Consider the following 18,656-nt stretch of genomic DNA (forward strand, 5'->3'; position numbering starts at 1 on the left):
CAGGACGGACGCGTCGCGGCCGTCGTCGGCGACGTCATGGGCAAGGGCGTCAAGGCCGCCGCCGGCATGGGCCGCATCCGCAACGCCATGCGGGCGCTGGCGCTGACCAACCCGCCGCCCGCGGCCGTGCTCACCGGCCTCGACCGGGTCTTCGAGGCCACGGAAGAGGAAGAGCAGGTCACGACCCTGGCCTACATGGTCGTCGAGCCCGTCACCGGTGAGGGCACGCTGGCCATGGCCGGTCATCCGCCACCCGTGCTGGTTTCGCCCCAGGGCACGGCGATCCTGTGCGACGCCGAGCCGGGCACTCCGCTAGGCTGGCCGACCAGCCGCAGGCAGTTCCGGTTCGTGGTGCCGCCCGGCCATACCGCCGTGCTCTACTCCGACGGGCTCGTGGAGAACAGGAAGCGCGGGCTGGATGCCGGTCTCGCAGAGATATGCAGTGTTGTGACCGAAGCGCCGCCTGAGGTCGTCAGTAGTCCGCACATGCTGCTGGATTTCCTGGTTGACCGGATGTTGTCTGGATATGAACAGGATGATGACGTTACCGCGCTCGCAATCCACGTCCCACCAGCCACGAAGAGTGACTGAATGAAACAGTCATAACGGTTGCTTTCGGGTATCAGTGCCCCGCTTACGTACGCACTACTGTCTCGGTCGGCCTAGGGTGGAGGTCAACCGCCGGGAGGTGGCCGTATGGAGTGCGGGGTCGTGCCACAATGCTGTGCAGGTCCGTCGCGGTCCGCACGGCCTCACCGATCTCCGAGAGAGGCAACAGCCCCCCAGCGGGCATCTGGGTCCATTGTCGCCACGCGTTCGTTCGAGAGGTGTTCGTGTCGCCTGCAAGTTCGACTCGCTCGAAGCCACAAGAGCTGAACGAGCCCGTCATTCAGCGACTGCTCGAGCGTGGGCGCTCGCAGGGTTTCCTCGAGTCTGAGGATGTTCGTCAGGCCTTCGAGGAGGCGGACATCCCCATGTCGCACGCCGCCGCGTTCTTGCGGAACCTCAGCAAAGAGGGCGTGACCGTGGTGGTGACCGCCGCGGATTCGGCTGCGCCGAAGAAGTCTCGTGGTCCAGCAAAGCGCCGCACCGCCGCCCCCGTCAAGACCAAGACGGCGGCGGCCGCCAAAGAGCAGCAGCCCGAGACCGTGACCGCGGTCGTGGGCACCGCTGAAGCCGAGCCGGCCGCCAAGAAGGCGGCCCCTGCCAAGAAGGCCGCCCCCGCGGCCAAGAAGGCCGCGGCACCCGCCGCCGCCAAGAAGGCCGAGCAGAAGAACGCTGGGCCTGCCGAGACCAAGAAGGCACCCGACGCCCCGCGGGGCGAGTCGGACGACGACGAGGATCTCGAGCTCGACGGCGACGTGGAGCTGGAGGACCTCGAGGACATCGAGGTCGACGACGAGGAGATCGTCGCCGAGGCCGACTCCGAGGGTGACTCCGACGACGACACCGAGACCGAGACCGACGAGCCCAAGGTCGCCGCCGAGGCCGTCACGAAGGAGAAGACCGAGGACGAGGTCCTCATCCTCTCCGACGACGACGATGACGCCCCGGTCGCGCAGGTCGCCGCCGCCGGCGCCACCGCCGACCCGGTCAAGGACTACCTCAAGCAGATCGGCAAGGTCCCCCTGCTCAACGCCGAGCAGGAGGTCGAGCTCGCCAAGCGCATCGAGGCGGGCCTGTTCGCCGAGGAGCAGCTGGGCGGCGGCGAGACCGACGGGCTGCCCGTCGACGTCAAGGCCGAGCTCGAATGGATCGCCGAAGACGGCCGGCGCGCCAAGAACCACCTGCTGGAGGCCAACCTCCGGCTCGTGGTCTCGCTGGCCAAGCGCTACACCGGCCGCGGCATGCTCTTCCTCGACCTGATCCAGGAAGGCAACCTGGGCCTCATCAGGGCCGTGGAGAAGTTCGACTACACCAAGGGTTACAAGTTCTCCACCTACGCCACGTGGTGGATCCGGCAGGCGATCACCCGCGCCATGGCCGACCAGGCGCGGACCATCCGCATCCCGGTCCACATGGTCGAAGTGATCAACAAGCTGGCCCGCGTCCAGCGGCAGATGCTGCAGGACCTGGGCCGCGAGCCCACGCCGGAAGAGCTGGCCCGAGAGCTGGACATGACGCCCGAGAAGGTCGTCGAGGTCCAGAAGTACGGGCGCGAGCCCATCTCCCTGCACACCCCGCTGGGTGAGGAGGGCGACAGCGAGTTCGGCGACCTCATCGAGGACTCCGAGGCCATCGTCCCGGCCGACGCCGTCAGCTTCACGCTGCTCCAGGAGCAGCTGCACTCCGTTCTCGACACCTTGTCGGAGCGGGAGGCGGGCGTCGTGTCGATGCGCTTCGGACTCACCGACGGCCAGCCGAAGACGCTCGACGAGATCGGCAAGGTTTACGGGGTGACCCGTGAGCGCATCCGCCAGATCGAGTCGAAGACCATGTCCAAGCTGCGCCACCCGTCCCGGTCCCAGGTCCTGCGCGACTACCTGGACTGAGACACGGTCACCGGTCGGCTTCCGGCCGACCTGCACGCAACGGCACGCCCCGCCGGGATCCTTCCCGGCGGGGCGTTCGTCTTTCCGCTTCCGCACCCGGCCGCGCGAGAGTCCCACGTCACGGCGATCGCGGGTTGTGTCTCGGCGTGGCCGACCCTTCGCCGTGCGCGCTCGGCCTCTCATTCAGCGGGGGGTGTCCCGTCGAGCAGCGGCACGCCGACCGTGCCGCCTATCACCGACCTGGGTGAACCGCACCGAACGGACAAGAACCGCGCCGCTCCGCCGAGCGCCGTCCAAGGATGTGCCGTACTCGGCACCCTGTCGCCGGATGGGTGGTCTCCGTCGCTCTGCTCGCACCCCTCACGACCCGCCCGGCCTTTCCGGCCCCCGCGTCTCTTGGACCTTGGCTTCCCGCTGAGTGGGGGTCAGGAGGAGAGGTGGACGTCGAGGGTCCAGGGGCGAGATGGGCGGGTGGGGGTGGTGAGGGTGACGGTGTGGCCGAGGTCGTCGAGGAGTTTGGTGAGGTCTTCCGGGGTGGTGGGGTCCGTGTCCTGGGAGAGCAGTGCTCGGGCGATCTCGCCTCGGGTCGCCTTGGCCATGTGGCTGATGACCTTGCCGTCGCGGAACACTCGTACCGTCACAGAACGGTCACCGGGCTGCCAGGCGCCCGCGTACGTGCTCGACCGGAGATCCACCACCAGGCCGGGGACGTGGTCGAGTTGTTTGGTCACCTGCGGGCGCCAGAAGGCCGCGAGTCCGCCCAGAGGCGGCAGATTGACGCCCATCGAGAGCCGGTACGGCGGAATGAGATCTGTGATCTTCACCACACCCCACAGGCCGGAGAAGATCACCAGCGACTCCTCCGCCCGTTCTCTGGCGTCCGCGGAGAGGGTGGCCAGGGCGAGGTTGTCGTAGAGCACGCCGGTGTAGAGCTCGGCCGCGGGCAGCGTCGGGGCGGTCTTCAGGCCGACGTTCTTGGCCAGTTCGCCGGCCAGCCCAGGGGTCAGCCCCAGCACGTCGAGGGCGTCGCGGCGCTTGGAGGCGCGGACGAGCGCGTTCATCACCCGCCGGCGGGACCGGTCGAGGGCGGGGAAGGACAGCTCGCCGACGGGCGGGCCGGAGCCCTCGGACGCCTTGCCTTCGGACGGCGGCAGCAGGATCAGCACAGCTCACTAGCTTATTGGCCCTGGTCCGCGCCCTCTCACAGATCCGGCCGACGACCCGTGCGGGGCAGGTGGCAGCGATGACCCGCACGGGGCGGGCGCGGCAGCGGGCCCGTGCGGCGTTCCAGGTCTAGGAAGAGCCCGTGCGGCGTCCCAAACCTAAGAAACCGCCTGCGCCACCAGGGGTTTGAACGCAGAACGGCGACCCCGGACGTGCCGGGGTCGCCGTTCTGTCACGCGATATGTGGTTATCTCACACGACGGGCGTTGTCAGCGCTCGTCGCTGGGGGCAATTGAAGGGGTTTCGCTGAGTCGAGCCGACTCGTCCAGGATGTCGGCGCCCTTTTCACGCAACGCTGCGATGTGCTGACGCCCATGGTGAGCGCAGAACAGCAACTCCCCACCCACGGGTAGGGTTGCGCGAATGTAGGCCTGGGCGCCGCAGCGGTCGCAGCGGTCGAGGGCCGTCAGCGGCTTAACGGGGGCGAGAGCTCCAGTCACGTATCGCCTTTCGGGTCACCCCCGCCGAAGCGAGGATCTGGCGTCAGTCACTTGGAACAACATCTAACCGGACGTGGACGTTCCCAACCGCCCCCTCGCTACGCCCAGAGCAGAATGTGTCCGAAAGTAATGACGATCAGCCGGTTGGTAACACCAAACGTGCCACCGTGGCAAGCTTGTACGCGCGCGTAGGGGAAGAACGGTAGGCTACGCACACATGTTCGATGCCTAGACCGGAGGAGCTGGAGTGACGCTAGTGGAGGCGGGTTACACGGCTCGTCACCTGTCGGTGCTTGAGGGCCTCGAGGCCGTTCGCAAGCGACCCGGCATGTACATCGGGTCCACCGACAGTCGCGGGCTCATGCACTGCCTCTGGGAGATCGTGGACAACGGCGTCGACGAGGCGCTCGCGGGGCACTGCGATCGGATCGAGGTCGAGCTCTACGCCGACGGGTCCATCGAGGTGCGCGACAACGGGCGGGGCATTCCCGTCGACATCGAGCCGAAGTCCGGTCTGGCGGGCGTCGAGCTCGTCTACACGAAACTGCACGCGGGCGGCAAGTTCGGCGGCGGCTCCTACGGCGCCTCCGGCGGCCTGCACGGCGTGGGCGCCTCCGTGGTCAACGCCTTGTCCGCCAGGGTCGACGTCGAGGTCGACCGCGACGGCGTGGTCCACGAGATGAGCTTCCGTCGCGGCGTCCCCGGGATCTTCGACGGCGAGGGGCCCACGGCCAAGTTCAAGAAGAAGTCCGGCCTGCGCATCGGCTCCAAGCGCCCTGCCAACCCCACCGGCACGCGGGTGCGGTTCTGGGCCGACCGGCAGATCTTCCTGCCCGACGCCGAGGTCTCGCTCGACGAGATCCACGTGCGCCTGCGGCAGACGGCCTTCCTGGTGCCCGGCTTGACCCTGGCGGTCGTCGACAGCCGGCACGAGGAGCGCGTCGAGGAGGAGTTCCGCTTCGACGGCGGCATCTCCGAGTTCACCGAGTTCCTGGCCCGCGACGAGCCGGTCTGCGACGTGCTGCGGCTGCAGGGCCTCGGTCACTTCCGCGAGACCGTGCCCGTCCTCGACGACCAGGGCCACATGACGCCCACCGAGGTCGAGCGCGAGCTGAGCGTCGACGTGGCGGTGCGCTGGGGCAAGGGCTACGAGTCCACCGTGCGCTCGTTCGTCAACGTCATCGCCACGCCCAAGGGCGGCACCCACCTGACCGGTTTCGAGCGCGGGCTCGTCCGTACGATCAACGAGCTGCTGCGTGAGACCCGCCTGCTGAAAAACGGCGACGACCCCGTCACCAAGGACGACATCTCCGAGGGCCTGACCGGCGTCGTGACGGTCAGGGTGCCTGAGCCGCAGTTCGAGGGCCAGACCAAGGAGGTGCTCGGCACCTCCGCGGCCACCCGCATCGTCTCCCACGTGGTCTCGCGCGAGCTCAAGGAGCTGTTCGCCAACCCGCCGCGCGGCTACAAGCAGCCGCTGCGCGCCGTGCTGGAGAAGATCGTGGCCGCCGCGAAGGCCCGCATCGCGGCCCGCGAGCACCGCGACAACCAGCGCCGCAAGACCGCCCTGGAGAGCTCGGCGCTGCCGGCCAAGCTGGTCGACTGCCGCAGCGACGGCGTCGACCGCAGTGAGCTGTTCATCGTCGAGGGTGACTCCGCGCTCGGCACGGCCAAGCTGGCCCGCGACTCGGAGTTCCAGGCCCTGCTGCCGATCCGCGGCAAGATCCTCAACGTCCAGAAGGCGTCCGTGAGCGACATGCTCAAGAACGCCGAGTGCGCCGCCATCATCCAGGTGGTCGGGGCCGGGTCGGGGCGCTCGTTCGACATCGATTCGGCCCGCTACGGCAAGGTCATCCTGATGGCCGACGCCGACGTCGACGGCGCCCACATCCGCTGCCTGCTGCTGACCCTCTTCCACCGCTACATGCGGCCGATGGTCGAGGCCGGGCGGGTGTTCGCGGCCGTGCCGCCGCTGCACCGGATCGAGCTGACCAACCCGGGGCGGGGCAAGGAGAAGTACATCTACTGCTACTCCGACGCCGAGCTGCACAAGACGCTGCGGGATCTCGAACGGCGCGGTAAGCGGTGGAAGGACCCGGTGCAGCGTTACAAGGGTCTGGGCGAGATGGACGCCGACCAGCTGGCCGAGACGACCATGGACCCGCGCCACCGCATCCTGCGCCGAGTCAGGATCGAGGACGCCGAAGGGGCCGAGGGCATCTTCAACCTGCTGATGGGCAGCGAGGTCGCGCCGCGCAGGGAGTTCATCGTCAACAGCGCGGCCGAGGTGGACCGCGACCACATCGACGCCTGACCTCGGCTGCTCGGGCGTCTGACACCCGGCGGGGTGCGCGGCGTATTTCGCCTCCGCCAGGTGTCCGGTGCTCGGCGTCGGATGCCTGAGCCGGTCCTGGCTGCGGGCTCGTCGCCGGGCCGTTCAGGCGTGTTCTCAGGAGATGCGGCCCCTGGCGGGGCTCAGGCGGCCGGTCGGGGCTGGAGGGAGTTCTGGGGCGGTCCAGGGCCTCCCGGGCTCTCCTGTGGGCTTTGAGGGCCTTCTGGGGTGCATCTGACCTTGTTGGGGTGCGCGTCCTGGCTTCAGTGGCCCCGGCGGCCGGATCGGCCGCCGGGGTGGTGGACGGAAGCGCCCGTATGGGCGAGAAACGGCCCTGTCCGAGGGGCAGAGCCGCCTGGCATCCTCAGCCGCGAGTCCGCGAGTCCGCGAGTCCGCGAGTCCGCGAGTCCGCGAGTCCGCGAGTCCGCGAGTCCGCGAGTCCGCGAGTCCGCGAGTCCGGGCGCGGTCGGGTGGGGTCAGTGGGGGGACGGGGTCAGGCGGCCGGTGTGGACGTCGTAGATGCCGCCGGCCACCGGCATGCCCGGGGGCAGGAACGGGGTGGTGCGGATGCGGGTGAGGTCGTGCTTCAGCGCCTCGTTCTGGTCGGGCACCGTGTGGAACTCCAGGCTCCTGGTGTCCACCCCGTGGTCGCGGGTCAGCGCGTGCACCTCCGAATCCGTCACCTTGGTCATGCCGCAGTCCGTGTGCGGCATGATGAGCACCCGGTTCACCCCGAGCACGTAGACGGCGAGCACCAGGGTGCGCAGCACGTCGTCCGTCACCCTCGCACCGGCGTTGCGCAGGATCTTGGCGTCCCCGGGCTGCAGACCGAGCAGGCCCAGGGGATCGATGCGTGAGTCCATGCAGGTCACGACGGCCAATCCGCGTGCCGCACGGCCGGTGAGACCAGAGCTCCCGAAGCTCTCGGCGAACTTTGCGTTTGCGCTATACACGTCGTCGAACGCACTCATGGCACAAATACTCCCGTACGGCTCGTAGTCGGCCCCGTCCGGGGTGGCGACTGGCTGAACTTCGCGAACGTCCCCCGATAAGCACTCACCATGAGTGATGATGTCGTAGCCGTATGTACGTGACCAGAGAAGGTTAGTCGTGAGCAGGTCAGAATCGCTAGCCGCGTATCTCCGGGGCCAGGCCCGGCGCCGCCTCGACCGTGTGGAGTCCAGGGACGACGGCCGCAACGCCAAGTGCGCCCTGGCACTGCTCGACACCGCCGCCTACGCGGCGAGCCTCCCCGACGACGATCCGCTGATCCTCATGCTGGACGAGGCCGGTTGCTTCGGTCCGCTGGGGTGCGAGCAGTTCGATCCGGGGGAGGCCGGGACCAAGCTGATCCGGCTCTGGGAGGGTGGCGAGCCGCACGAACTGCTGCTCGCGCTGCCCGCCGCCATCACCGCCGCGACCTGAGCGCGGGCGATCCTCGAAAGCCCGTACGGAGGCGCCAGGAAGCTCCGGCCGGGGTTCTACGGTTTGAGGCCGACGCCCACGTACCACCACTCGCTGCCCGCGAGCTCCTTCTCCCACGCCACCTCGGGGCGCCAGTCGGCCACGTGCGTCACGCCCGGCTCCACCAGGTCGAAGCCGTCGAACATGCGGGCGACCTGTTCCCGGCCGCGGTGGATCAGGGGCGCGTCCACGTCGTCGTACACCTCCCGCGCCGCCTCTCCCACCTCGGGGTGGGCGTCGTCGGTGAGGTGGGAGACGATCAGGGCGCTGCCGGGGGCCAGGCGTTCGCGGAAGGTCGCCACCACGTCCCACGGGTCCTCGCGGTCGGTCAGGCAGTGCAGCACCCCGAGGAAGATCACGCCGACCGGCCGGGTGAAGTCGATCAGCCGCTTGGTCTCGGGGGCGTCGAGGATCGAGCCGGGTTTGCGTACGTCGGCGCCCAGCATGGTGATGTTCGCGTCCGTGCCGGCCAGCAGGGCGCGGCCGTGGACGATCACCACCGGGTCGTAGTCCACATACAGGACGTGCGCGTCGGGGTGGACGGTGCGGGCGACCTCGTGCACGTTGTTCTGGTTGGGCAGGCCGGTGCCGAGGTCGATGAACTGGTCGATGCCCAGTCCGGCGACGTGGCGGACGGCCCGGCCCAGAAAGCGCCGGTTGGCCAGGCAGATGTCCCTGCTGGGGCCCAAGGCCATGATCTTCTCGGCTGCCTCGCGGTCGGCCGCGAAATTGTCCTTGCCGCCGAGGTAGTAGTCGTACATGCGCGCCGCGTTGGGAACACTGGGGTTGATGCCCACGGGAACGCGCGAGGGGTTGGTCATGCCGGCCCTTCAGATCCACACCGCAAACTGCTCAGAACAGATCGTAACGCTCATGTGACCCAGTTTTCGATCTTTCGTTAAGATCGGCGGGCTCGCAGAGCGTGATCGACGCTCACGGCGGCCAGGATGAGCAGGCCCTCGACGACCGGACGGTAGGTGGAGTTCCAGCCGAGCAGGTTGAAGCCATTGCCGATCAACGTGAGGATCAGCACGCCCACCATGCCGCGCCAGATCGCCCCCTGCCCGCCGAGGATGCTCGTGCCGCCGATCACCGTCGCCGCGATGGCCGTCAGCTCCAGCAGCGTGCCCATGTCCGGCTGCGCCGAGCCGCCGCGCGCCGCCAGCACCAGCCCCGCCAGCCCGGCGCACAGGCCGCTGATCGCGAACGCGCCCACCTGGACCGAACGCACGCCGATCCCCGACAGCCAGGCCGCCGTGGGGTTGCCGCCCACGGCGTACACGCGGCGGCCGAACGTGGTGCGGGCCAGCAGCAGCGACGTGACCCCGGCCACCGCCACCAGCAGCAGGGAGGAGGCGGTGACGCCGCCCAGCACTGTGGGCCAGCTCAGCGACTGGAACGACTCCAGCCGCGCCGCGCCCGGATAGACGATCGCGCCGCCGGTGATGACGAGCGCCAGGCCGCGGTGCACGATGCCGAGCGCGAGCGTGGCGATGAACGAGTGCACCCGTGACAGCACCACGACCACGCCGTTCAGGGTGCCGAGCAGGCCGCCGGTCACCACGGCGGCGGCGTACCCGGCGGGCACGCCGGCCCGCTCGGTGACGAGCACCGCCACGATGGCGCTCACGGCGAGCACGGCACTGGCGGACAGGTCGAAGACGCCGCAGATCACGCACACCGTCATCCCGCACGCCAGCAGGCCGACGACCACGGCCTGGTCCAGCAGGTTGACCAGGTTCCCCGGGCTCAGGAACGTGTCGGTGGCCAGGGAGAGCGCCACCACCAGGACCGCGACCGCCAGGACGATCCCGTGGTCCCGCAGCGACCTGGCCGTCATTCGTCGTATTCGCCGCTCACCTGGGCCAGCGCGTCCTTGGTCCCCATGCTGGTGCCGGGCTGGACGTCCGTCGCGAGGTTCGTGCCGGGCACCTGCTCGCCGCGCGCCTTACGGAGCCCCAGCTCCGCGGCCTTGGCGCCGAGGGTCTTCACCGGCAGGTAGTACGCGCCGAACCAGCGCCCCTCCCGCACCGCCTTGACGGTCTGGCGGGAGGCGCCGTTGGCGACGTACGAGATGTCCTTGCCCTTCGCCACCGCCTCGGCCCCGAGGACGGCCTGCGACGCGCCGATGATCACGTCGATGCCGGGGTTCTTCTGCAGCACGTCCTGCATCGCCTTGCGCCCGCTCTCCTGCGTGTAACCGCCTTCGAGCTGGGCCTTGAGCTCGACGCCCGGCGCGGCCTTCAGCTTGGCCACGGCGGCCTGGGTGCGGGCGTTGTCCAGCGGCAGCGCCTTGAGCCCCTCCAGGTAGCCGACCTCGCACGGGTCCGGTTTCCTGCTCGCGCACGCCTGGATCGCCAGCTCGGCCAGGCCCTCGCCGTTCAGCGTGGGCACGTCGATGAGCGTGATCGTGCCGTCCACCTGGGGATCGGCGGTGTCGTAGCGGGTGCCGACGGGGGTGAAGTGCACGACGACGGTGATCCCGGCCTGCACGGCGGAGCGGATCGCCGGCACCACGGCCGCCCCGTCGTTGGCCTGGACGACGAACACCTCGAACCGCTTGGCCGTCACGGCGTCCTGGAGCTGGCGGACCTGGGCCTGGGCGTCGAAGTTCGGGTCGAGGAACTCCGCGGTGGCGCCGTTCGCCTTCGCGTACTCCTCGACGCCGGCGAACGTGGCGGCCGAGAAGGAGTTGGCCTTGGCGAAGCCGAAGAAGCCGATCCGCTTGGCCGCGGCGGACGCCCCCGGCGAGGTCGCGGCGGCCGAGGCGCTCGACGACGGGCCCTCCGCGCCGGGATTGACGCAACCGGCGGCGAGCAGGCTCACCGCGGCCAGGGCGGGTAACGCGGTCCATCGTGCGACCATCTCGGTCTCCATTCGCGTCGTCGGCGACCAGCCCGGGATTTCGTTTCCATGATCATAGGGAACGTGGCGGTGCGTGATGAGGTGAATGGAGATCACCGCTTCAGCCGGGTTCGTTACCCGGCTTCCACTTGATGCCGCAGCCGAGGGACGGGCGCTGCCGCTCCGGCATCGGCTCGCCGTCGAGCAGGGCGTCGATGGCGGCCCGCAGCGACTCGCCGGTCACCGGCACGTCGTTGCCCGGTCTGGAGCCGTCGAACTCGCCGCGGTAGGCGAGCCGGAAGAACCCGTCGTAGAGGAAGAAGTCGGGTGTGCAGGCCGCCCGGTAGGCCTTGGCCACGTCCTGGGTGTCGTCCAGCAGGTACGGGAAGGAGAAGCCCGCCCGTGCCGCCTGCTCGGCCAGGTGTGTCGGGTCGTCATCGGGGTAGTTCACGCTGTCATTGCTGCAGATGGCCACGATCGACAATCTGGCGCCGTAGTCGCCGGCCAGCGCGCCGAGGCCGGCTTCGATGTGCCGCACATACGGGCAGTGGTTCGACAGGAACGCCACGAGCGTGGCGGGAGAACCCTTGAGGTCTTCGAGCGAGACACTGCCGCCGTTGATGGCGGTCAGGTCGAAGGCGGGCGCGGGAGTGCCGAGCGGGACCATGAACGAGTTGGCAGCCATGGCATCCATTCTCGTCTGAGAGGGGTTCACGGTAATGGGCGGTATCGCGGAGTTCCGAACGGTCGTGGTGGACTGTCCGGATCCACGGGCTCTGGCGGAGTTCTACGCCACCTTGCTGGGCTGGCCGGTCACCTCGGTGGAGGACGACTGGGTCGTGGTCAGCGACGGCGGCCCGCCCAAGCGGCTGGCGTTCCAGCTCGCGTCCGACCACCAGCCGCCCGCCTGGCCGGACCCGGACCGCCCGCAGCAGTTCCACCTCGACGTGACGGTCGACGACCTGGACGAGGCGGAGGCCCAGGTGATCAAGATCGGCGCGACCAAGCACGCGCACCAGCCCAGCGAGGACGACGACTTCCGCGTCTTCCTCGACCCGGCCGGCCACCCGTTCTGCCTCTGCCGGGACTGACCCGCACCACCGGACCGGTTCGACCTGGACCACCGGGCTGGTCTGAGCGGGCTCTTCGGCCGGCCTGCTCTGGGGCGCCGGACCCATCTGACCTGGACCACCGGGCTGGGCGAAGGGGACTGCTCCTGGCCCGGGGGAGTGGCCGGCCCCGCCTTCGCGCGGGGCCGGCCATCGCTCGATGAGCCACCTGGAGTGGGAGTACCCGCCGGTCAGTGAGTGAGGTCCGTCGGGTGCGACGGCTCGGCGGGGTCCTGTCGAGTCCAGCCACCTACAATTCCGGACCGTTCAAGTACAGCCGCCTGCGGATCAGGACTTCTCAGTTCGACCTCGTGCGGGTCCGGGCGCCTGATGGGTTCGCGCCGGACCCGCGGGTAGGCGTGGTCAGTTGTCGATGCCGTGGTCGGCGGGAAGGTCATTCTTCGCCGGATGACTCGTCCGCGCCGGTCACCTCCGGCGACGCCCCACCCGGCAGGGCTTCGGGGCCGGAGGCGAGGGCGCCGCCGATCGCGCCGATGGTGTGGGTGAGCCGGACGCCGGAGCCGTCGCGGCGGCCGATCTCCTCCGGCAGCGGCACCGGCTTGCCCACCGCCGAGACCGCCTTGGCCGGAGCCGGGCCGGCCCAGGCCAGCAGCAGCTCGTCCTCGCCCTTGAGGAAACGCTGGGCCCGGACTCCGCCGGTGGCCCGCCCCTTGGCGGGGAACTCGGCGTAGTCGGACACCTTGCCGCCGCCCACCTGGGTGCCGGGCAGCGCCGTGGAGGAGCCGGCGACGGTGACCACCTGCGCGGGCTGCTCAGGGTCGACCACGCCGAACCAGATCACCCGGGCGCCGTCGTCGAGGCGGATGCCGGCCATGCCGCCCGCGGGCCGGCCCTGGGGTCGTACGACGGCGGCGGAGAAGCGCAGCAGCTGGGCGTCGGAGGAGATGAACACCAGATCGTGGGCCTCGGACACCAGCTCGACGGCCCCCACCACGCTGTCGCCCTCCTTGAGGGTGATCACCTCGAAGTCGTCGCGGTTGGCCGGATAGTCGGGCACCACCCGTTTGACCACGCCCTGCGCGGTGCCGAGCGCGAGGCCGGGCCCGTCGGGGTCGAGGGAGCCGAGCCCGATGACCTTCTCGTCGGGCTGCAGGGAGACGTATTCGGACACCGGATGCCCGCCCGACAACGACGGCGGGTTGGCCGAGGGCGGCAGCGTCGGCAGGTCGACGACCTGGACGCGGATCAGCCGGCCCTGTGAGGTGACCACGCCGACCTCACCGCGCACGGACGTGCGCACGACGCTGACCAGCACGTCGTGGGCGGTCCTGTCGCCCTCGCCGGGCAGCGGGGTGGCGTCGGGGGTGCGGGCCAGCAGCCCGGTGGAGGAGAGCATGGCCAGGCACGGGTCGTCGGCCACCTGCAGCGACGTCACCGGGGTGCGGGCGATGCCGGGCGCCTCCAGCAGGACGGTGCGGCGCGGCGTGCCGTACTTCTTGGCCACCTCGGCCAGCTCGCCCGAGACGACCGAGCGCAGCTTGGTCTCGGAGGAGAGGATCTCGGTGAGCTTGGCGATCTCGTCGCTCAGCGTCTCCTTCTCGCGGTCGAGCTCCAGCTTGTCGAAGCGGGTCAGGCGGCGCAGCGGCGTGTCGAGGATGTAGGCGGCCTGGATGTCGGTCAGGTCGAACACCTCCATCAGCCGGCCCCGCGCCTGCGCGGAGTCGTCGGAGGAACGGATGACCTGGATGACCTCGTCGATGTTGAGCAGCGCGATGATCAGGCCGTCGACCAGGTGCAGGCGCTCCTCGCGCTTGCGGCGCCGGAACTCCGACCTGCGGCGCACGACCTCCAGCCGGTGGTCCACGTAGACCTGCAGCAGCTCGCGCAGCCCGAGCGTGCGCGGCTCGCCGTCGACCAGGGTGACGTTGTTGATGCCGAACGTCTCCTCCATCGGCGTCAGCCGGTAGAGCTCCTCCAGCACCGCCTCGGGGATGAAGCCGTTCTTGATCTCGATGACCAGCCGCAGGCCCTTGTGCCGGTCGGTGAGGTCCTTGAGGTCGGCGATGCCCTGGAGCTTCTTGCTGGTCACCAGCTCCTTGATCTTGGTGACCACGCGCTCGGGGCCGACGTTGTAGGGGAGCTCGGTGACGATGATGCCCTTGCGCCGCGGCGTGATCTGCTCGACCTCGCACTTGGCGCGCATGCGGAACGTGCCACGTCCGCTCTCGTAGGCGTCGCGCACCCCCTGCAGCCCGATGATCGAGCCGCCCGTGGGCAGGTCGGGGCCGGGGACGTATTTCATCAGCTCGTCGAGCGTGGCGTCCGGCTTCTTGATCAGGTGGCGGGCGGCGGCCACGACCTCGGTGAGGTTGTGCGGCGCCATATTGGTGGCCATGCCGACCGCGATGCCGCTGGTGCCGTTGACCAGCAGGTTGGGGAACGCCGACGGCATGACGACCGGCTCGGTCTCCTGGCCGTCGTAGTTGGGCTTGAAGTCGACGGTGTCCTCGTCGAGCGAGTCGACCATGAGCATCGCCGCCGGGGCCAGCCTGGCCTCGGTGTAACGCATGGCGGCGGGCAGGTCGTCGGGCGAGCCGAAGTTGCCGTGCCCGTCGACCAGCGGCAGGCGCATCGAGAACGGCTGCGCCAGGCGCACCAGGGCGTCGTAGATCGCGCTGTCGCCGTGGGGATGCAGCTTGCCCATCACGTCGCCGACGACGCGCGAGGACTTGACGTGGCCGCGGTCGGGGCGCAGGCCCATCTCACTCATCGAGTAGAGGATGCGCCGCTGCACCGGCTTGAGGCCGTCGCGCGCGTCGGGCAGGGCGCGCTGATAGATCACCGAGTAGGCGTACTCGAGGTAGCTCGCGCGCATCTCGGAGGAGACGTCGATGTCGACGATCCGCTCCTCGAAATCCTCAGGTGGGGGTGCAGTCGTGCGTCGGGCCATCTTGTGCTGCGCGGCTGCCTCGGCCGTCGCGCCGAGGGGAAGCGCATCCTCCTTCTGTACTCGAGCAGTAACCGTAGCCGTCAGCCCGCTGGACAAGCGTCAGATCGGCGTGTGGGGCGTCGACAGAAGCGCGTGCGGCCACGGACCGGCAGGGATCGCGACGTGTCCGCCCCTGGAGATGATGGCACGAGCCAGGGCTCCAGTGGCGTATCCACAGTGTCGCTCACGCCTCGGCCGGCTGAGACGGGGAGAACCGTAACGATCTGTCTGTCTTGAAGGATACGGCCCGCTGGTCACGTACGGATCCTAGCGGCCATCCGCCGTTTATCGCAAACGTGTTCGATCCGGCGCGGTGAGCTTGACCAAGCAATTGCTTGGTCTTACCGTTCTGCTCATGGGATCCCCCTGATTACGGAGGCGTCATGATCGAGTTCCATCCCGTGACCAAGCACATCGGCGCCGAGGTCACCGGGGTCGATCTGCGCAAGCCGCTGTCGCAGGAGGAGGTAGTCACCCTGCGGGAGGGGTGGCTCAAGCACCACGTGCTGTTCTTCCGCGACCAGCACATCGACGACGAGCAGCACCTGCAGTTCGCCCTCAACTTCGGCACGCTGAACCACCCGGCCTTCAAGAAGGACTCGAACAGTCCCATCCACGTCCTCGACCAGACCTCGCCCAAGGGTGAGGGCGGGGACGAATGGCACAGCGACAACACCTTCGAGCCGACACCGCCGATGGGCTCGCTGCTGCGCTGCGTCCAGCTGCCCTCCGTGGGCGGCGACACGTGCTGGGCCAACACCCACCTGGCGTACGAGACGCTCTCGCCGCCCATCCAGCGGCTGTGCGACGAGCTGACGGCCGAGCACGACATCACGATGTCGATGAAGAAGGCGATCTCGAAGGGGCATCCGTTCGACCTGGCCGAGATCCAGGCGAAATGGCCGCCCATCGTCCGTCCCGTGGTGCGGGTGCACGCCGAGACCGGCCGCAAGGCGCTGTTCGTCAACCGCGCCTCCACGACCCGCCTCGTCGGGCTGAGCGACCGGGAGAACGAGGCGCTGCTGCCGTTCCTGATCGACCACATCCGCTCGCCCGAGTTCCAGCTCCGGCTGCGCTGGCGTCCGGGAACGCTCGCCTTCTGGGACAACCGGCCCACGCAGCACTACGCGGTCGCGGACTACACCGAGCGCCGCCGCATGCACAGGGTGACGATCAACGCCTTCCCTGAGCATGCCGACAAGATCTGAACAAACCATCATCCTTTACGGCACGCGGACGGCACCGCCACCCACCGCACGTGGCTGAGGACCTCCAGGAAAACGCCCGCTGACCCCGCACGGGGCGGGCCGCCGTCACGTGCGCAACGTGGACCATCCGCGTGGTGACCAGGTCACCACGCGGACGCCGGGCGCATGGTCGCCTGTCCGCGTGGCCGTCGGTTCACCACGCGGGAGGCCCGCAGGGCGCACGTCACGGCGGCCCGCCCCGTGAACCGGAGGAGCGTTCCCCTGGACGGGGCCCGGCCACGGGCGGCGGGTGGGGCCCGGTGCCGCGAAGCCGTAAAGGATGAAGGTGGTTGTAGCCGCCATCGCGGAGAGAAAGCTGCGACGGCGACATCAGTTGAGGAGTATTCGGTCGGGGGGAGCTGGTAACAAAGAGGGCATGATTGAAGCCCCCGATGCCGCGATGCTGCGGGAAGAGGCCGAGGAGCGCCTGCGGGCGCTGGCCGGTGAGCACGCCGTCCTCCGCGACGACCAGTGGGCCGCCATCGAGGCCCTCGTGCTCGGCCGCCGCAGGGTGCTCGTCGTGCAGCGCACCGGCTGGGGCAAGTCGGCCGTCTACTTCGTCGCCACCGCGCTCCTGCGCGAGCTCGGCGAGGGTCCCACGGTCATCGTCTCGCCGCTGCTGGCGCTCATGCGCAACCAGATCGCCGCCGCCGAGCGGGCCGGCATCAGCGCCGTCACGATCAACTCCGCCAATCCCGAGGCGTGGGAGGAGATCTACGGCCAGGTCGCCGAGGGCATGGTCGACGTGCTGCTGGTCAGCCCCGAGCGGCTCAACAACCCCGACTTCCGCGACAACGTCCTGCCCGAGCTGGCCGAGAGTGCCGGGCTCGTCGTGGTCGACGAGGCCCACTGCATCTCCGACTGGGGTCACGACTTCCGGCCCGACTACCGCAGGCTGTCCACGCTGTTCGCGGACCTGCCGCCGGGCATCCCGGTGCTGGCCACCACCGCCACCGCCAACGCGCGCGTCACCCGCGACGTCGCCGAGCAGCTGCGCCTGCCCGCCGAGCTGCGGCCCGACGGCGACGACACGCTCGTCCTGCGCGGGCCGCTGGAGCGCGAGAGCCTGCACCTGAGCGTCGTCCGCCTGCCCAGCGCCGAGCAGCGCCTGGCCTGGCTGGCCCAGACGCTGCGCGAGCTGCCCGGATCCGGCATCGTCTACACCCTCACCGTCGCGGCGGCCCACGAGATCGCCGGCTACCTGCGTGATCAGGGGCTCGAGGTGGCCGCCTACTCCGGCCAGACCGAGCCGGCCGAGCGGCTGGCCGCCGAGGACGCCCTGCTCGGCAACCGGATCAAGGCGCTGGTGGCCACGAGCGCGCTCGGGATGGGCTTCGACAAGCCCGACCTGGGCTTCGTGATCCACGTGGGCGCGCCGCAGTCGCCCGTCGCCTACTACCAGCAGGTCGGCCGGGCCGGGCGCGGCGTCGAACGGGCCGAGGTGATCCTGCTGCCCGGCACCGAAGACCGCGACATCTGGGCCTATTTCGCCTCGCTGGCCTTCCCGCCCGAGCCCGTCGTCCGCACCACGTTGCAGACATTGGAAGAGCGCGGCCTCATGTCCACGCCCGCCCTCGAGACCGCCGTCGACCTGAGCCGCAGCCGCCTGGAGATGATGCTCAAGGTGCTCGACGTCGACGGCGCCGTCCGCCGGGTCAAGGGCGGCTGGGAGGCCACCGGGCAGGAGTGGGCCTACGACGGCGAGCGCTACGCCCGCATCGCCGCCGAGCGCGGGGCCGAGCAGCAGGCCATGCTCGCCTACCTGACCACGACCGAGTGCCGCGAACAGTACCTGCGCCGGCATCTCGACGACGACAGCGCCACACCGTGCGGGCGCTGCGACAACTGCACCGGCCGTCACCGCTCCCCGGAGATCGCCGCCCAGGCCGTCGAGACCGCCCGCGAACGCCTGAGCAGGCCCGGCGTCGAGATCGAGGCCCGCAGGCAGTGGCCGACCGGGCTGTCCGACCTGTCCGGGCGGATCAAGCCCGAGCTGGGCGCGGAGCCCGGCAGGGCGCTCGGGCGGCTGACCGACATCGGGTGGGGCAACCGGCTGCGGGAGCTGTTCGGCGGGGAGGACCAGCCGGTGGGCGACGACATGTTCGCCGCCGTGATCAAGGTCCTGTCGGCCTGGGACTGGCGGGAGCGCCCGGTGGCCGTGGTCAACGTGCCGTCGGCGACGCGGCCGAAGCTCGTACGCGGGTTCGCCGAGCGGCTGGCGCAGGTCGGGCGGCTGACCTACCTGGGCGAGCTGGGCTACCGGGCCGGGTCGCCGGGGCAGCAGTTCAACAGCGCCAAGCGGGTGCAGGCGATCAGGGGCACGCTGGCCATGCCGAAGAACCTGGGCGCGGCGATCGCCGGTTGCGGCGGGCCGGTCCTGCTGGTGGACGACCGGGTCGACACGGGCTGGACGATGACGCTGGCGGCGGCCCTCGTCCGCCACGCCGGCGCCCCCGCCGTCCTGCCCCTGGCCCTCGCGGTCACCAGCTGACCTCGTCCCACGGCGCGCCGTCCCACGGCGGGCGGGCATCGCGGCGTCACGTGCCGCCCTGAG

Annotated in this window: 15 protein-coding genes; 7 read left to right on the plus strand and 8 right to left on the minus strand. The window is 69.8% G+C overall.

The genetic code is table 11. The features are described from left to right. On the plus strand, nucleotides 1-591 hold a 591-nt coding region (locus tag B0I32_RS00005; RefSeq protein ID WP_146177984.1), incomplete at its 5' end, for a PP2C family protein-serine/threonine phosphatase. A gap of 242 nt (nucleotides 592-833) precedes the next feature. After that, the gene (locus B0I32_RS00010; protein ID WP_106234784.1) at nucleotides 834-2,492 is read left to right on the plus strand and encodes an RNA polymerase sigma factor; all 1,659 of its coding nucleotides are present in this window, start codon (nucleotides 834-836) and stop codon (nucleotides 2,490-2,492) included. 425 nt (nucleotides 2,493-2,917) lie between these two features. On the opposite strand, the gene B0I32_RS00015 is transcribed toward B0I32_RS00010, so the two are convergent. Both B0I32_RS00015 and B0I32_RS59520 read right to left on the minus strand, forming a co-directional pair. Then, nucleotides 2,918-3,658 (minus strand): YaaA family protein, encoded by a 741-nt coding sequence (locus tag B0I32_RS00015; RefSeq protein ID WP_181306862.1) that lies wholly within the window; start codon nucleotides 3,656-3,658, stop codon nucleotides 2,918-2,920. 267 nt (nucleotides 3,659-3,925) lie between these two features. Continuing rightward, nucleotides 3,926-4,156, minus strand: coding sequence for a DUF7455 domain-containing protein (locus B0I32_RS59520; protein ID WP_106233820.1), 231 nt, complete (start codon nucleotides 4,154-4,156; stop codon nucleotides 3,926-3,928). A 247-nt stretch (nucleotides 4,157-4,403) separates the two neighbouring features. On the opposite strand from B0I32_RS59520, the gene B0I32_RS00025 reads away from it, so the two are divergent. Further along, entirely contained in the window at nucleotides 4,404-6,470 is a 2,067-nt protein-coding gene (locus B0I32_RS00025) for a DNA gyrase/topoisomerase IV subunit B (protein WP_106233822.1), read from the plus strand. Nucleotides 6,471-6,964: 494 nt separating this feature from the next. Here B0I32_RS00025 and B0I32_RS00035 read toward each other — a convergent pair whose 3' ends face one another. After that, nucleotides 6,965-7,459, minus strand: coding sequence for a beta-class carbonic anhydrase (locus B0I32_RS00035; RefSeq protein ID WP_106233824.1), 495 nt, complete (start codon nucleotides 7,457-7,459; stop codon nucleotides 6,965-6,967). Nucleotides 7,460-7,598: 139 nt separating this feature from the next. Here B0I32_RS00035 and B0I32_RS00040 point away from each other — a divergent pair, with 139 nt between their 5' ends. After that, nucleotides 7,599-7,913 (plus strand): hypothetical protein, encoded by a 315-nt coding sequence (locus B0I32_RS00040; RefSeq protein WP_106233826.1) that lies wholly within the window; start codon nucleotides 7,599-7,601, stop codon nucleotides 7,911-7,913. A gap of 56 nt (nucleotides 7,914-7,969) precedes the next feature. Here B0I32_RS00040 and B0I32_RS00045 read toward each other — a convergent pair whose 3' ends face one another. The 4 genes from B0I32_RS00045 to B0I32_RS00060 form a co-directional block, all read right to left on the minus strand. Beyond that, nucleotides 7,970-8,773, minus strand: a complete 804-nt coding sequence (locus B0I32_RS00045; protein WP_106233828.1) for an SAM-dependent methyltransferase — start codon at nucleotides 8,771-8,773, stop codon at nucleotides 7,970-7,972. A gap of 77 nt (nucleotides 8,774-8,850) precedes the next feature. Further along, complete coding sequence (locus B0I32_RS00050) at nucleotides 8,851-9,792, minus strand: ABC transporter permease (protein WP_106233829.1); 942 nt, start codon at nucleotides 9,790-9,792, stop codon at nucleotides 8,851-8,853. Then, a complete protein-coding gene (locus tag B0I32_RS00055; protein ID WP_106234788.1) occupies nucleotides 9,789-10,817 on the minus strand; it encodes a sugar ABC transporter substrate-binding protein in 1,029 nt (342 codons plus the stop codon). Before B0I32_RS00055 ends, B0I32_RS00050 begins: the two co-directional genes overlap by 4 nt. A 100-nt stretch (nucleotides 10,818-10,917) precedes the next feature. Beyond that, a complete protein-coding gene (locus tag B0I32_RS00060; RefSeq protein WP_106233830.1) occupies nucleotides 10,918-11,481 on the minus strand; it encodes a thioredoxin family protein in 564 nt (187 codons plus the stop codon). Between the two features lie 34 nt (nucleotides 11,482-11,515). On the opposite strand from B0I32_RS00060, the gene B0I32_RS00065 reads away from it, so the two are divergent. Next, nucleotides 11,516-11,887, plus strand: coding sequence for a VOC family protein (locus B0I32_RS00065; RefSeq protein WP_106233831.1), 372 nt, complete (start codon nucleotides 11,516-11,518; stop codon nucleotides 11,885-11,887). Between the two features lie 412 nt (nucleotides 11,888-12,299). Here the strand turns inward: B0I32_RS00065 and B0I32_RS00070 are convergent, their stop codons facing one another. Continuing rightward, a complete protein-coding gene (locus tag B0I32_RS00070) occupies nucleotides 12,300-14,816 on the minus strand; it encodes a DNA gyrase/topoisomerase IV subunit A (protein ID WP_106233832.1) in 2,517 nt (838 codons plus the stop codon). 422 nt (nucleotides 14,817-15,238) lie between these two features. On the opposite strand from B0I32_RS00070, the gene B0I32_RS00075 reads away from it, so the two are divergent. Together B0I32_RS00075 and B0I32_RS00080 are read left to right on the plus strand one after the other, a co-directional pair. Further along, nucleotides 15,239-16,063, plus strand: a complete 825-nt coding sequence (locus tag B0I32_RS00075; RefSeq protein ID WP_106233834.1) for a TauD/TfdA dioxygenase family protein — start codon at nucleotides 15,239-15,241, stop codon at nucleotides 16,061-16,063. A gap of 415 nt (nucleotides 16,064-16,478) precedes the next feature. Beyond that, nucleotides 16,479-18,593, plus strand: coding sequence for a RecQ family ATP-dependent DNA helicase (locus tag B0I32_RS00080; protein ID WP_245955411.1), 2,115 nt, complete (start codon nucleotides 16,479-16,481; stop codon nucleotides 18,591-18,593). Nucleotides 18,594-18,656: the final 63 nt, after the last annotated feature.

It is taken from the genome of Nonomuraea fuscirosea (genome assembly GCF_003001935.1).
Taxonomy (GTDB): Bacteria; Actinomycetota; Actinomycetes; order Streptosporangiales; family Streptosporangiaceae; genus Nonomuraea; species Nonomuraea fuscirosea.

Excerpts from the sequence above, each read along its gene's own strand:
- B0I32_RS00075 (WP_106233834.1), top strand. The coding sequence starts at position 15,239 with ATGATCGAGTTCCATCCCGTGACCAAGCACATCGGCGCCGAGGTCACC.
- B0I32_RS00060 (WP_106233830.1), bottom strand. The coding sequence starts at position 11,481 with ATGGCTGCCAACTCGTTCATGGTCCCGCTCGGCACTCCCGCGCCCGCC.
- B0I32_RS00055 (WP_106234788.1), bottom strand. The coding sequence starts at position 10,817 with ATGGTCGCACGATGGACCGCGTTACCCGCCCTGGCCGCGGTGAGCCTG.
- B0I32_RS00065 (WP_106233831.1), top strand. The coding sequence starts at position 11,516 with ATGGGCGGTATCGCGGAGTTCCGAACGGTCGTGGTGGACTGTCCGGAT.
- B0I32_RS00070 (WP_106233832.1), bottom strand. The coding sequence starts at position 14,816 with ATGGCCCGACGCACGACTGCACCCCCACCTGAGGATTTCGAGGAGCGG.
- B0I32_RS00050 (WP_106233829.1), bottom strand. The coding sequence starts at position 9,792 with ATGACGGCCAGGTCGCTGCGGGACCACGGGATCGTCCTGGCGGTCGCG.
- B0I32_RS00045 (WP_106233828.1), bottom strand. The coding sequence starts at position 8,773 with ATGACCAACCCCTCGCGCGTTCCCGTGGGCATCAACCCCAGTGTTCCC.
- B0I32_RS00035 (WP_106233824.1), bottom strand. The coding sequence starts at position 7,459 with ATGAGTGCGTTCGACGACGTGTATAGCGCAAACGCAAAGTTCGCCGAG.
- B0I32_RS00080 (WP_245955411.1), top strand. The coding sequence starts at position 16,479 with ATGATTGAAGCCCCCGATGCCGCGATGCTGCGGGAAGAGGCCGAGGAG.